This window comes from Macrococcus capreoli, from assembly GCF_025628935.1.
Classification (GTDB): domain Bacteria; phylum Bacillota; class Bacilli; order Staphylococcales; family Staphylococcaceae; genus Macrococcoides; species Macrococcoides capreoli.
Genome location: NZ_JAOTIS010000001.1, coordinates 201,705 through 216,865, shown reverse-complemented (window position 1 = coordinate 216,865; position 15,161 = coordinate 201,705). Strand labels below are relative to the sequence as shown.

General features: G+C 35.7%; 14 protein-coding genes. 3 read left to right on the top strand and 11 right to left on the bottom strand.

What is annotated here, in order from left to right:
- Window positions 1-42 precede the first annotated feature (42 nt).
- The 11 genes from smpB to OCL94_RS01040 form a co-directional block, all read right to left on the bottom strand.
- On the bottom strand, window positions 43-510 hold the full coding sequence (smpB, locus tag OCL94_RS01090) for an SsrA-binding protein SmpB (RefSeq protein ID WP_262993684.1): 468 nt from the start codon (window positions 508-510) through the stop codon (window positions 43-45).
- Between the two features lie 10 nt (window positions 511-520).
- The gene (gene rnr / locus OCL94_RS01085; protein WP_262993682.1) at window positions 521-2,857 is read right to left on the bottom strand and encodes a ribonuclease R; all 2,337 of its coding nucleotides are present in this window, start codon (window positions 2,855-2,857) and stop codon (window positions 521-523) included.
- Window positions 2,858-2,871: 14 nt separating this feature from the next.
- Complete coding sequence (locus tag OCL94_RS01080) at window positions 2,872-3,612, bottom strand: alpha/beta hydrolase (RefSeq protein WP_262993680.1); 741 nt, start codon at window positions 3,610-3,612, stop codon at window positions 2,872-2,874.
- An 86-nt stretch (window positions 3,613-3,698) separates the two neighbouring features.
- Entirely contained in the window at window positions 3,699-3,932 is a 234-nt protein-coding gene (gene secG / locus OCL94_RS01075; protein ID WP_096077071.1) for a preprotein translocase subunit SecG, read from the bottom strand.
- 121 nt (window positions 3,933-4,053) lie between these two features.
- Window positions 4,054-5,358 carry a surface-displayed alpha-enolase gene (eno, locus tag OCL94_RS01070; RefSeq protein WP_262993678.1) on the bottom strand — a complete coding sequence of 435 codons (1,305 nt, stop codon included), beginning with the start codon at window positions 5,356-5,358 and terminating at the stop codon, window positions 4,054-4,056.
- 111 nt (window positions 5,359-5,469) lie between these two features.
- Complete coding sequence (gene gpmI / locus OCL94_RS01065) at window positions 5,470-7,005, bottom strand: 2,3-bisphosphoglycerate-independent phosphoglycerate mutase (protein WP_262993888.1); 1,536 nt, start codon at window positions 7,003-7,005, stop codon at window positions 5,470-5,472.
- A complete protein-coding gene (tpiA, locus tag OCL94_RS01060; protein ID WP_262993676.1) occupies window positions 7,002-7,751 on the bottom strand; it encodes a triose-phosphate isomerase in 750 nt (249 codons plus the stop codon). The genes gpmI and tpiA overlap by 4 nt, the downstream gene beginning before the upstream one ends.
- A gap of 16 nt (window positions 7,752-7,767) precedes the next feature.
- Window positions 7,768-8,958, bottom strand: coding sequence for a phosphoglycerate kinase (locus OCL94_RS01055; RefSeq protein WP_262993674.1), 1,191 nt, complete (start codon window positions 8,956-8,958; stop codon window positions 7,768-7,770).
- Window positions 8,959-9,073: 115 nt separating this feature from the next.
- A complete protein-coding gene (gene gap / locus OCL94_RS01050; RefSeq protein ID WP_262993672.1) occupies window positions 9,074-10,087 on the bottom strand; it encodes a type I glyceraldehyde-3-phosphate dehydrogenase in 1,014 nt (337 codons plus the stop codon).
- Between the two features lie 267 nt (window positions 10,088-10,354).
- Window positions 10,355-11,404, bottom strand: coding sequence for a sugar-binding transcriptional regulator (locus OCL94_RS01045; protein WP_262993670.1), 1,050 nt, complete (start codon window positions 11,402-11,404; stop codon window positions 10,355-10,357).
- Between the two features lie 159 nt (window positions 11,405-11,563).
- Window positions 11,564-11,818, bottom strand: coding sequence for a glutaredoxin family protein (locus OCL94_RS01040; protein WP_262993668.1), 255 nt, complete (start codon window positions 11,816-11,818; stop codon window positions 11,564-11,566).
- 182 nt (window positions 11,819-12,000) lie between these two features.
- Here OCL94_RS01040 and clpP point away from each other — a divergent pair, with 182 nt between their 5' ends.
- The 3 genes from clpP (at window position 12,001) to OCL94_RS01025 (ending at window position 15,132) form a co-directional block, all read left to right on the top strand.
- The gene (gene clpP / locus OCL94_RS01035) at window positions 12,001-12,594 is read left to right on the top strand and encodes an ATP-dependent Clp endopeptidase proteolytic subunit ClpP (protein WP_262993666.1); all 594 of its coding nucleotides are present in this window, start codon (window positions 12,001-12,003) and stop codon (window positions 12,592-12,594) included.
- 338 nt (window positions 12,595-12,932) lie between these two features.
- Window positions 12,933-14,309: an alkaline phosphatase gene (locus tag OCL94_RS01030; protein WP_411268460.1), complete on the top strand. Its 1,377-nt coding sequence runs from the start codon at window positions 12,933-12,935 to the stop codon at window positions 14,307-14,309.
- Window positions 14,310-14,388: 79 nt separating this feature from the next.
- Window positions 14,389-15,132, top strand: a complete 744-nt coding sequence (locus OCL94_RS01025) for a hypothetical protein (RefSeq protein WP_262993664.1) — start codon at window positions 14,389-14,391, stop codon at window positions 15,130-15,132.
- The last annotated feature ends 29 nt before the right edge of the window (window positions 15,133-15,161 follow it).

Below are 15,161 nucleotides of genomic sequence, written 5' to 3'. Positions count from 1 at the left end.
ACACAAATTTATATATAAATAAAAAAACTACTAATCCATTGATTAGTAGTTTGCGCGTTCTTTCAACGCTCTATCCATTTCACGTTTCGCTTCTTTTGCTTTCAACGCATGTCGCTTATCGTAATCTTTCTTACCCTTTGCAAGACCAACAAGCATTTTACAGTAACCATTCTTAATATATAACTTAAGTGGCACTAACGCGTACCCTTGCTCACGCGTCTGACCGAACAATTTATCGATTTGTTTACGTTTCATAAGTAACTTACGCGTTCTCAGCGGATCATGATTAAAGCGATTCCCTTCTTCGTACGGTGCAATATGCATATTATATACATACAATTCACCGTTATAGACTCTTGCATAAGAGTCTTTCAGATTGGCACTGCCACGGCGTATCGATTTAATTTCAGTCCCCTGCAGAACGATACCCGCTTCAAACGTTTCTTCTATCGTATAGTCATGACTCGCTTTTCTATTTTGTGCTAACGTTTTCCCTTCACCTTTCGGCATAACTTCACCTCTATTTCTTTTTACCTCGACCAGCATTTTTCACAGCTTTCGATTTATAGAATGGCTTTTTACCACCTTTTTTCTTCGCTGCTTTACTGAATTTTTCTCCTGCCGCTTTACCGCGACCTTTTTTACGGGGCTTTTGATTAGATTGGTTGCTACCACTTCTACGTTCTGCTTTTATTTTCACTTCTCGAATTTTACTTTCAATCTTATCCATGTCCATGCCGACAATCGCAAAGTCAATCATACGTTCTTCGACATTCACATCGACAACTTTTACTTTTACTTTCTGACCAATCTTAAACACTTTACCGTGTCGTTCACCAATCATTGCCATATGTCGCTCATCAAAGTGATAATAATCATCCGTCATATTTGAATTATGAACCATACCTTCAATCGTATTCTCTAACTCCACAAACATTCCGAAGTTCGCGACAGAACTAATAATACCGTCAAATTGTTCTCCTAAATGCTGAATCATATATTCTGCTTTCTTCAAGTCATCCGTATCGCGTTCGGCATCAATCGCGCGTCGTTCACGTTTTGAAGTATGTTCACTAATATCTACTAATTTATCAGCCCAAAGCTCTTTCTGCTCTTCATTCATAGAATGCTCAATTAAATATTTACGGATTAATCGATGCACGATTAAATCCGGATAACGTCTGATCGGCGATGTAAAATGCGTATAATATTCAGCCGACAATCCAAAGTGTCCTAAGTTCTGCTCTGAATATTTCGCCTGTTGCATTGAACGTAACATCAATGTTGAAATCACTAGTTCTTCAGGTTTATCTTTAATTTCTTTTCCGATATTTTGTAACGTCTTCGGATGGATATTCTCGGTACCGCCTTTAACGATTAACCCGAAGTTTGTAATAAATTCAAAAAAACGTTTCAAACGATCGGCTTTCGGTTCTTCGTGTATACGATAAATAAACGGCACTTTAAGTTTCGCAAAATGTTCAGCAACTGTTTCATTTGCCATTAACATAAATGATTCAATCAGTCGCTCACCTAAGCCTCGCTCACGAATGACTACTTCTTTCGGAACGCCAACTTCATCGACTAAAATCTTTGCTTCTTTTAAGTCAAAGTCAATTTCTCCACGTTTCACACGCATTTGCTTTAAGATATCTGCTAAGTCTTTCGCGTTTATCAACATTTCATGTATATGTTGATATTCATGAATCAATATCTCATCTTTATCTTCTAATATACGGTTAACCGCATCATACGTCATACGTTCATCCGAATGAATCACACTTTGATAAATAGAATGATTGACAACATGACCTGTATGGTCAATTTCCATCTCACAACTTAATGTTAATCGGTCAACTTTTGGATTTAACGAACAAATGCCGTTACTTAAGCGATGTGGAATCATCGGTATCACACGGTCCACTAAATATACACTTGTTCCACGTTCAAACGCATCTTGATCAAGCATAGAACCTTCAGTGACATAATGACTGACATCCGCTATCGATACAATCAAGTTGTAATTACCATTATCAAGTTTTTCTACACTAATCGCGTCATCTAAGTCTTTCGCATCTGCACCGTCAATCGTAATCGTTAATACGTCACGTAAATCCACACGGTTTTTATAATCTTTTTCATCTATTTCATCAGGTACTTGATTCGCTTCTTCAATCGTTGCAGGATTAAAGTCGATATTAATACCATGATTGTAGATGATTGATAATATATCGACACCAGGATCATTTTTATGTCCTAGAATCGCTTTAACCATACCTTCTGGATTATTTGTGCCATCAGCGTATTGTGTAAGTTCTACTAATACTTTATGCCCTTCTACAGCACCTAAATTTTTACCTTTAGGAATAAAGATATCTTGCGTGATACGTTTATCATCCGGTAATACGAAACCAAAATGTCGTGCTTCAGTATATGTCCCAACCACTTGCGTAATTGCACGCTTTTGAATCGCTTTAACTTCACCTTCATTACGCCCGTCATTAGCTTTAGACACTTTCACTAGTACTGTGTCACCATCCATCGCACGATTAATCTTATTCGGCGGAATAAAGACATCTTCTATTGTTTCATTGTCAGGGCGTACAAATGCAAAGCCTTTTTTATGTTGACTTAAAGTCCCTTGCACTAATTCACCAGGACTTCCTGGCATATAATATTTATCATTCTTTGTACGTTGAATTCTACCTGTCTGCTCTAATGCAACTAATGTTTTCACGAGTCCAGTAAAGGCATCTGCATCTTTTAATCCGAGATGTGTTTCAATTTCTTCTACCGTAATTGCATTTCCTTTTAATGATTGTAAATATGCAATAACTTCTTCTTCAAATAGATGCATAAAATTGCCTCCTTTTAATTTGACCACTCTAATGTCTCTAAAAATGCTAAATAGTCTTCAAACAACTGTTCTTTCTCAATATCAATCGTTACAACATGGCCACTCTTCTCATACCAGTGAATCTCCTTGTCATCACTTTCTGATTCATTATAAATAATATTCGCTGAATCAATATCAATCATCGTATCTAATCGACCTTGTGCAACAAATAATGGTGCATACACATTACCTAATGTCGGTCTGATTTCTGCTAATGTCGATTGTAATTCTTCGAGCATTGAAGTTGGATGAAATGCCTGCATTTCCTGTTCAATTTGTTCAGGCGATTTCCCTTCACGCTTCTTAAATTCTCGTGCATACGCTAATACACCTTCAAACATCGCACCTGTTGTCTTAATATGCATCGGTGAACAAAAAGTTCCGACACCTAATACGTCACGATACTGACTCAGTTTTAAACTAAATACACCACCGAGTGAAACACCTGCAACTGCGATTTCGTCATATCCTTTAGATTTTAAAAAATCATATGCTTCAATAACTTGACTCCACCATACATGTGGACTAGAAGCGAGCAGTTCTTCAGGAGGAACACCATGCCCTTCATAATGGGGTGCATATGTTGTATAGCCTTGCTTTTGTAAGAAACGTCCGAGTTGGCGGACATCAGACGAATTGCCTGTAAACCCATGTAATAATAATACGGCGCGTTGTCCTTCTTCAAAGAAAAACGGTTTCGGTAATTGTATTCTCATCGTCAAAACTCCTTATATTCATATTGTATGTGTTTTAAGCCGAAATTTAAAATAAAAAAGTCCGAACAATGTGTCCGGACCCTTTATTAAATACCAAAATAACCAATTGCAATTGTAATTAAGAAAAGTAAAACAGACGCAACAATTGTAATTCTATTTAAGATTAAATCAACACCACGTTGTTTTTGTTTTCCGAATAATTGTTCAGCTCCACCACTAATTGCTCCTGATAAGCCATTACTCTTACCTTCTTGTAATAACACAACAGTGATCAATACAAGACAATCAATAATAAGTAATACAGTTAATAATGTATTCATTGATGGTCCTCCTCAATTTCTAATAACTCTTATAATATTAACATATTCACATGTAAAAAGAAACATAAAGAAAAGGGACGTCGTCACGTCCCTTTTCAGTGTATAGACTATTCTGTTAATATTATTTGTTTAAATTATAGAATGAATTTAATCCTTCATATTTAGCAGTTTCAAATAATTCATCTTCAATACGTAATAATTGGTTGTATTTTGCAATACGGTCCGTACGAGATAATGATCCCGTTTTAATTTGACCTGCATTTGTTGCAACTGCGATATCAGCAATTGTAGTATCTTCAGTTTCACCAGAACGGTGAGAAACTACTGCAGTATAGCCTGCTTTTTGGGCCATTTCAATTGCTTCAAATGTTTCAGTTAAAGTACCGATTTGGTTCACTTTAATTAAGATTGAGTTACCAACGCCTTCTTTAATACCGCGTTCTAAAATCTTAGTATTTGTAACGAATAAGTCATCACCAACTAATTGAACTTTATCGCCTAAACGTTCAGTTAATGCTTTCCATCCGTCCCAGTCGTTTTCATCCATACCATCTTCAATCGTAATGATTGGGTATTTGTTTACTAATTCTTCTAAGTAATCTACTTGTTCAGCTGAAGTACGTTTCGCGCCGCCTTCACCTTCAAATTTAGAATAGTCGTAAACACCGTTTTCGTAGAATTCAGATGAAGCACAGTCGAATCCTAAGAATACATCTTTACCTGGCTCTAAACCAGCTGCTTTAATTGCTTCTAAAATTGTTTCAACAGCATCTTCAGTACCTTCAAATGTTGGTGCGAAACCACCTTCATCACCTACTGCAGTAACTAAGCCACGTGATTTTAAGATCTTCGCTAAGTTATGGAAGATTTCAGCACCCCAACGTAATGCTTCTTTGAAGTTAGGAGCACCAACTGGTAATACCATGAACTCCTGGAATGCGATTGGAGCATCTGAGTGAGAACCACCGTTAACGATGTTCATCATTGGAACTGGTAATTGAGTCCCGTTAAATCCACCTAAATATTTATATAAAGGCATACCTAAATATTCAGCAGCAGCACGTGCTACAGCAATAGAAACACCTAAAATAGCGTTAGCGCCTAATTTACCTTTGTTGTCAGTACCGTCTAAAGCAATCATCATTTTATCGATAGAAACTTGATCTAATACTGAGAAGTCGCCTTCAATAATTTCAGGTGCGATAATTTCGTTAACGTTCTCAACAGCTTTTAAAACACCTTTACCCATGTAACGAGAAGCATCGCCGTCACGTAATTCAACAGCTTCATGTTCACCAGTAGAAGCACCTGAAGGTACTAAAGCACGACCTAACGCACCACTTTCAGTAAATACTTCAACCTCAATTGTTGGGTTACCTCTTGAATCTAGTACTTCGCGTGCATAAACATCTGTAATAATTGGCATGTGTAAAACTCCTTTGTTGTTTGTTTTATTTTCTATTTCATTATTCATGATTTATCATCAATATGCAATTAATTAAATTAATTTTAGTAATACTATTCATTCAAAAATGAATTATTTCTGAATTAATGATTCTCCTGTCATTTCTACAGGTTGTTCAACACCTAATAAGTCGACTAATGTCGGTGCTAAATCAGCTAAGCGACCACCACTTCGTAATGTAACGTCTTCTTTTGTAACAATCACTGGTACTGGATTAGTTGTGTGTGCCGTCATCGGCTTGCCATCGATTGTTAATACTTCATCGGAGTTACCATGGTCGGCAGTAATGATTGCTGTTCCACCCATTGCAAGAATCTTATCAACAACGGCACCTAGACACTCATCTACCGCTTCAATTGCTTTAATTGTTGGTTCCAGCATACCTGAATGACCTACCATATCCGGGTTAGCAAAGTTTAATAATACTAAGTCTAAATCCCCTTTATCAAGTTCAGCAAGTAATGCATCACGCACTTCATAGGCACTCATTTCAGGCTTTAAGTCATAGGTTGCAACTTTTGGAGAATCAATTAATACACGACGTTCTCCATCGAATTCTTCATTTCGGCCACCACTCATGAAATACGTTACATGTGGATACTTCTCTGTTTCAGCAATACGTAATTGTTTTAAACCATTTTTACTTGCTACTTCACCAATCGTATTCACTAAATCCTCTTTTTCAAATACAACGTCAGCTTTAACTTGATCATTATATTTCGTAAATGTAACGAATTTAATACCGATTAAACGTCTGTCCATTTTAAAGCCATCAAATTCTTCATTCGTATATACTTCTGATAATTGTGCTGCACGGTCCGGACGGAAATTGAAGAAAATCATCGCGTCACCATCGTTAACACCTGTATTCTCAGAACCTGCTTCATTGTCTTTGACAACGAATGGTACTACGAATTCATCATTGATACCTTCAGCATAACTTGCTTCAATTCCTTCTTTAGCCGTCTTGTATTCGACACCTTTTCCGTAAGTCATCGCATCATATGCTAATTGTTCACGATCCCAGCGTTTGTCTCTGTCCATTGCGTAATAACGACCCGATACAGAAGCAAATTGGCCGATACCAATCGCTTTAAATTGACGTTCAGTTTCTTCAACGAATTGTAATGCTGTTTGCTGTCCTACATCACGTCCATCTAAAAAGGCATGCACGTAAACTTTCTCTACGCCTTGTTCTTTCGCGAGCTTTAATAAAGCAAACAAATGCTCATAATGGCTGTGTACTCCACCATCAGAAAGTAAACCCATTAAATGTAACACAGAATGATGTGATTTAACATGTGCCATTGCATCAAGTAACACTTTATTCGTAAAGAAGTCACCATCTTGAATTGATTTATTAATGCGTGTTAATGATTGATATACAATACGACCTGCACCAATATTTAAGTGACCTACTTCAGAGTTACCCATTTGACCTTCTGGTAGACCAACATCAAGGCCACAAGCTTTTAATTGTTCATGTGGATATTTGTTGTAGTAACGATCAAAGTTCGGTTTATTGGCTTGCGCCACTGCATTACCAAACGTTTCTTTACGGCAGGCAAAGCCGTCTAAAATGATTAAAGCTGTCGGGCTTTTCATTATTTAGCACCTTCTAACAATTTAACGAATGATTCAACTTCTAACGATGCGCCACCCACAAGTGCGCCATCAATATTTTCATTAGCCATGTATTCTTTAATATTCTCAGGTTTCACTGAACCACCATATTGAATACGAACAGCTTGCGCTACTTCTTTGTTGAAATCTTTTTCTACAACTGAACGAACAAACTTACAAGAGCTTTCAGCATCTTCACTTGTCGCCGATTTACCCGTACCGATTGCCCAGATTGGCTCATATGCAATGACTGCTGATTTCACTTGTTCTTCTGTAAATCCTTTTAAAGCATTGCTTACTTGTGATCCAACACGTGCTTCAAATTGCCTTGATTCACGTTCTTCGTCTGTTTCACCACAACAAATGATTGGTGTCATTCCATGTTTAAATACTGCTAATGCTTTCTTATTTACATCTTCATCTGTTTCACCGAAGTATTCACGACGCTCAGAGTGACCTAATACAACATATTTCACACCTAAATCTTTTAATGCTGCTGGTGAAGTTTCACCCGTAAATGCACCATTATCCTCGAAATAACAGTTTTGAGCACCAATATTTAAACCTTCAACATTTGCACTTACTAAAGCATCTAATTGGATTGCTGGTGCACAGATTACTGCATCAACACTTTCAGTACTTGGTAATTCTGGTAATTTTGTAACAAAATCTTTTGCTTCTTTTACAGTTTTGTTCATTTTCCAGTTACCTGCAATAATTGGTTTTCTCATAATAACATCCACCTTTTTATTTTTCAGAAATTGATTTAATACCTGGTAATTCTTTACCTTCTAAATATTCTAATGACGCGCCGCCACCTGTTGAAATGTGTGTAAATTTATCCGCAAATCCTAAATCTTGAGCTGCAGCAGCTGAATCACCACCACCGATAATAGTAGTTGCACCTTCTAAATGCGCGATAGCTTCACAAACACCGATTGTACCTTTAGCAAAGTTGCTCATTTCGAATACACCCATCGGTCCATTCCATACAACTGTTTTAGCACCTTCTAATTCTTTCTTAAATAAAGCAACAGTCTCAGGTCCAATGTCTAATGATTGTAAGTCTTGTGGAATGGCATCAACTGTTACAGTTGAAATTTCTCCATCATTTGAGAATTCTTTTGTAACGACTGCATCGACTGGTAATACAATTTTACCTTCACCACGTGCTAATAAATCATTTGCTAATTCGATTTTATCTGCTTCTAATAATGATTGACCGATTTCTTTACCTTGCGCTTTTAAGAATGTATAAGCCATTCCACCACCGATTAATACTTTATCAGCTACTTTTAATAAATTTTCAATAACACCGATTTTATCTGAAACTTTTGCTCCACCTAAAATCGCTACAAATGGACGTTCTGGGTTTTCTACAACGCCCCCGATGAACTTAATTTCTTTTTCCATTAAGAAGCCAGCTGCAGTTTCTAAATGTGTTGCTACACCAACGTTTGATGCATGTTCACGATGCGCAGTACCGAAAGCGTCGTTAACGAATACATCACCTAAAGATGCCCAGTACTTACCTAATTCAGGATCATTTTTACTTTCTTTTTTACCTTCTAAATCTTCAAAACGTGTATTTTCAAATAATAATACATCTCCAGCATTTAATGTATCGATTGCCGATTCTAATGCTTCGCCACGCGTTTCCGGTACGAATTTAACTTCTTTACCAAGTAATTCAGTTAATCGTACAGCGACTGGTTGTAATGATAACTTCGCTTTATCCTCTTCCGTTTTTACTTTACCTAAATGAGAGAATAATATGACTTTTCCACCTTGCTCTATAATATATTTAATAGTAGGTAATGCTTCTACAATACGATTGTCATTCGTAATCGCACCATCTTTCATTGGTACGTTGAAATCCGCACGTACTAAAACCTTTTTATCTTTTAAGTCTAAATCTGAAACAATTTTTTTAACCATCTTTGTGGCCTCCTATAAAATATTAGTCGTACGATGTTAATTATATCAATGAACCCCTTATATTAAAATAAGCGAGAGAAGCGTAATCTTCTCCCGCTTACGCGTGTTAATATTCTTATTTAGCTTGAGCTTGTTCAGCTAAGAATTCTAAAGTACGTACTAATTGAGCAGTATAACTCATTTCGTTGTCATACCATGCAACAGTTTTAACCATTTGGTGTTCACCAACAGTCATAACACGAGTTTGTGTTGCATCGAATAATGAACCGTAAGTGATTCCGATGATATCAGATGATACGATTTCATCTTCAGTATAACCAAATGATTCATTTGAAGCAGCTTTCATAGCAGCATTAACTTCTTCTACAGTTACTTCTTTTTCTAAGATTGTTGTTAACTCAGTAACAGATCCTGTTGGAACTGGAACACGTTGAGCAGATCCATCTAATTTTCCTTTTAATTCAGGAATAACTAAACCGATAGCTTTAGCAGCACCTGTTGAGTTAGGTACGATGTTGTTTGCTGCAGCACGTGCACGACGGAAGTCACCTTTCGCATGTGGAGCATCTAACGTGTTTTGGTCACCTGTGAATGCGTGAACTGTCATCATTAATCCTTCAATGATACCAAATTCGTCATTTAATACTTTAGCCATTGGAGCTAAACAGTTTGTAGTACATGAAGCACCAGAAACGATTTCTTCACTACCATCTAATACGTCATGGTTAACGTTGTATACAACAGTTTTTAAATCACCTTTTGCCGGTGCTGAAATTAATACTTTTTTAGCGCCCGCTTCAATATGTGCTTGTGCTTTTTCTTTGTCTGTAAAGAAACCAGTACATTCTAAAACTACATCGATTTCTAATTCTTTCCAAGGTAATTCAGCCGGGTTAGGATTTTCGAATGATTTGATTTCACGACCATTTACTCGGAAACCACCTTCAATTACTTCAACCTCTTCTTTAAAACGACCTTGTGTAGTATCATATTTTAATAAATGTGCTAACATTTTATCGTCAGTTAAATCGTTTACCGCAACTACATCAATACCTTCTACTTCTTGTAATCTTCTGAATGCTAAACGTCCAATTCTACCAAATCCGTTAATTGCTACTTTTACTGCCATGTTAATGGCCTCCTTTATATATCTTATATATTTTATTAGGGTGAACCCTAAGTGAATCTCAAATGATTATTGCTTTAATTATTATCGTTAGAACATTTAACTCTTTTTGTATCTTTTATCAATTAATATTACACAATACAACAACACTATTATTATAACCCTATTTCATAATAAAACAAAAATATTACTCACATCCGAAAGATTATCCGAATAAATTTAATAATATATGTTATTTTATCTATATAGCATCATCTTTATCGTATCTTCTTATGACGATACAGTTGAAAGTGCTTGTTGATTGATTTGATTCACTAACCAATGTGCAACTGCTGAATCAATAATTAATATCGTATGTTTCGGCGCGACATTTAAATATGCTTCAATCGCATGTTGTTTCGTGCTGCCACCTGCTACCGCTATAATCTTCATCGATTCATTTAAATCTTCGAGCTGAATACCAACCGTTCGCACTTTATGTACGACGTCACCTTTAGCATTGAAGTAATAACCAAAAGCCTCTGCAACTGCCTGTTGCGCATCCAGCGTCTTAAAATCATCTTTAGAAGATTGTCTGCGTTTCGCCATCTTTAATGCATCACCAATACCGTGTATGATTACATCCGCATGTTTAATATGATGTAATACGCGTTTGACAGATGGTTCATTAACCAATGTCTTATATGCCTCTTCACTCACTTGATCCGGAACATATAACACTTCAAACTGACACTTACCATGCTCTGCCATTTGCTGGACGATTGCATTCGCTTGAAAAGATAATTCTTCACCTAATCCTCCGCGAGCTGGTGTAAAAGTGATTCGTTTATTTAATGGTTTCAATTGATTCGCAACGCTTAGCATTGTAGAACCACCTGTTACCGATACGATATCGCCATCATGAACAATTCTTTGAAGCACATTACTGGCCGCTTCACCTAATCGATTCTTAACGATGTCATCTGTATCAACATTACCATTCACGATAATCACTTCATTTAAACCATAATGCGTCTTAATTTGTTGCGATAAACTTTCAAGAGCCGCGTAACCTTCCATTAAAGCACGCAATTCAGAAACCAAATCAATACCTGACTCTGTAATTGTCATGCCTTTAGATGAAATATTGACTAACCCTTGTGCTTTCAACAAATCAATTTCAGTCCGTAGCACACGTTCAGTGATTAACAATATGTCACTTAATGCTCTACGTCCTATCGGTTGATGGAGATGAATCGTATCTAATATTAAATATCGTCGATACATCTTTTCAATTAAATCGGGAATCAGAAGTTGCTGAACTTGTAATAAATGATTCATACGACTCCTCCTTTAATTGATAACTAGTTGGACTCATTTTGTCCCAGATGGGTCAAAAACCAACTTACGTTACAAAGCAATCATAACAAGCATTAAAATGTTTTGCAAGTATTAAGAAAAATTAAAAACGTTTACATTAATAATTTTTTCTTAAATTCATTATTTTGACGAAATTTGTTCCATATATTCAATAATCGTGACGAAATCAATTTGACCTTCCTGTATTACGAATGCCCTTTCTGCATCAACTAATACAGGTACGCGCATACAATATAATTCATTCAATTGGTCATCCGACAGAATATTGATCTCTTTCACCTCAAATGAACATTGCGCTTGTGCAAATTCAATTTGAATTTTAGCATCGTTACATAATCCACAACGTGGCTGTGTGTATAAAATTAAATCTTTCATGTGATCCTCCTATGTAAAACAATTAAGATAAATTAAGTTAAGCTACTATCAATACTTACTTACTACTATTATAATAGGAATAACGTATGACAAGAAAAGAATATGCAGCAGTTCAAATCTTTGACTATATTTGACGTTATAGTGTATATTATTTTTAACAGTAAATAAGGAGGCAATACAATATGAATTTAATACCAACAGTTATCGAATCAACAAATCGTGGTGAACGCGCTTATGATATTTATTCACGTTTACTCAAAGATAGAATTATTATGTTAGGCTCTGCAATTGATGATAACGTAGCAAACTCTATCGTTTCTCAATTACTATTTTTACAAGCACAAGATGCTGAGAAAGATATTTATTTATATATCAACTCGCCAGGTGGTAGTGTTACAGCTGGAATGGCAATTTATGATACGATGCAACATATTAAACCGGATGTACAAACAATTTGTATCGGTATGGCAGCATCTATGGGATCATTCTTATTAGCAGCTGGTGCGAAAGGAAAGCGCTTTGCATTACCGAATGCTGAAGTGATGATTCATCAGCCATTAGGTGGCGCACAAGGTCAAGCGACAGAAATCGAAATCGCGGCACGTCATATTTTAAAAACACGTGAAAAGTTAAACCGCATTTTATCAGAACGTACAGGTCAACCGATTGAAAAAATCGAAAAAGATACTGATCGTGATAATTTCTTATCTGCCGATGAAGCTAAAGCTTACGGATTAATCGATGAAGTAATGCATCCGATTGAAGATAAAAAATAATTGTTTACAAGAATAGTTGTAATTAATGTATATCATTAATAACCATCCAGACATCATCAACTGATGAAAATGTCTGGATGGTTTTTTCATTAATTATGACTGTATTTATTTTTTCTGATATTTAATTTTATTAGTTTGCTTTGGAGCACCTTTATAACAGAATATTTTTCCATTTTATATCCATGATAATAATAGACAAAATAAACACTCACAAATAGTAATTATTCCTATTTAAGAAAATTAATTTACAAAAGATTTACACTACTGCCCTCTTTTATTTACAATCTTCTGATAAATTGATTATGAATTTAATTTCAAAAATTATTTTTCGGAGGCATATTATGAAAGCAATTAACAAAGTTTTAGCAACAACTTTAACGGCAGGTTTATTAGCAACAACATTTCCAGTAACACATACTGGAAACACTGTACAAGCTGCAACAAAAGTTTGTAAATCAAATAAGAAAACACCTAAAAATGTTATCTTTATGATTGGTGATGGCATGGGGCCATCTTATATTGCTGCACATCGTTATATGCGAGATAACAAAGCGACGAAACAACTTGACCGTATTTCATTTGATGATTATTTATTAGGTGCACAAACAACAATCGCTGATGATGAACACCAAAATATTACAGATTCAGCTTCTGCTGCGACTGCAATGAGTGCGGGTGTAAAAACTTATAACAGTGCGATTGCTGTTGACGTTAATAAACATGAAGTAAAAACAGTATTAGAGCAAGCAAAATCTAAATATAAATCAACAGGTTTAGTTGCAACGAGTGAAGTTACGCATGCAACACCAGCAGCATACGGTGCGCATGATGAATCACGTAAAAATATGGCAGCGATCGCTGATGATTACTACGATGAAATGATTAATAAACAACATAAAGTTGATGTTATTCTTGGCGGTGGTAAAGATTACTTTGAACGTAAAGACAGAAACCTAATTAAAGCTTTTGAAAAAGACGGCTATAAATATGTAACAAACAAAAACGAATTATTAAAAGCAACTGCTGATACAAAAGCGAAACAATTGTTAGGATTGTTCTCACCAGGTGGTATGCCAAAAATGATTGATAGAGATGACAATATGCCATCATTACAACAAATGACAAACACAGCGATTAAAAAGTTATCTACAAATAAGCATGGATTCTTCTTAATGGTTGAAGGTTCTCAAATTGACTGGGCAGGTCATGCGAATGATATCACTGGTGCAATGAGTGAAATGCAAGACTTTGATTTAGCCTTCCAGGAAGCGATTAATTTTGCGAAGACAGATTGTAACACTTTAGTTATTGCTACTGCCGACCACTCTACTGGTGGTTTATCAATGGGACAAGGCGGAGAATACAACTTCTTTGTAGATCCAATTAAAAAAATGAAACATACGCCTGAATATTTACGTGCGCAATTAATGAAAGATGGCGCAGATGTAGATGCGATTATTAAAGAAAATATCGGATTCGAATTAACTGAAGATGAAATCAAAAATATTAAAGATGCCGTTGCCGCAAAAGATGCTGTAAAGATTGAAGACGCAATTGAAAAGCCAGTCAATAAGAGAAGTTTCACTGGATGGACAACTGGAGGCCATACTGGTGAAGATGTATATATTTATGGCTATGGTCCAGGAAGTGAACAATGGCGTGGAAGTATGGACAATACGGATAACGCGAAACGCATCTTTAAGTTCTTTAAATAAAGAAACGATTAACAAATAAATCCAGGCACTGCATGAGTGTCTGGATTTATTTGTTATCTATACGAAAAGGAGTTAATTCATGAATAAAAACATTATTACGACAATACTAATTGCGTCAATAGCGTTATCTGCATGCAATGCCCAAAGTGCAACTCAAAAAGAAAATAATACACAAACAGCAGAGATATCTGAAAAAACAAGTAAAAAAAACGCAAATGAAAACAGTACATCTAATCAAACGACACCATTAACTGAAAAAGAAGCAACAAATATATATGGTGCTGTAACGCAATTAAAACCTGGCATAACAAAAGTTTACCCAGTTAAAGGATTGAAATTAAAAACAATGAGCTCAATTATTCAGTCCAAAGATAATGATACAATCATTTATTCTGAAGATACCGGTCACGGTATACCAACAATACCTGCAGGTAAGGATCATCAGTTTATTGCAATCGCTGAAGTCACGTATCAAGATTTAAAGATGTATTTATTACAAGATGGTCGTTACATCACAGCAAATCCAAAGCATGTGGAAATTGTTAAATCAGATGAAACAGCGCATTTCTATCCGAAATTTGAAATGCATCAAGATGATTATAAATATTTAAACACTTTAGATAAAAGTGATCCGAAATATAAAGCTTATGAAAAATATGCAATCAATTTTGGTGAAAAACTTTATGATAGTAAAAAAGAATTATTAATGTATACAGCCATTCATCAAGTCAACGGACAAACTGAAGGCAGTTTTGAAATAAAAGAAGAACCGTTCCAATCTTTCGAACAATTTAAAGCAAAAAAAACCATCCTAAACCGCTAATGATTTAGGATGGTTTTTTTGATGTGATG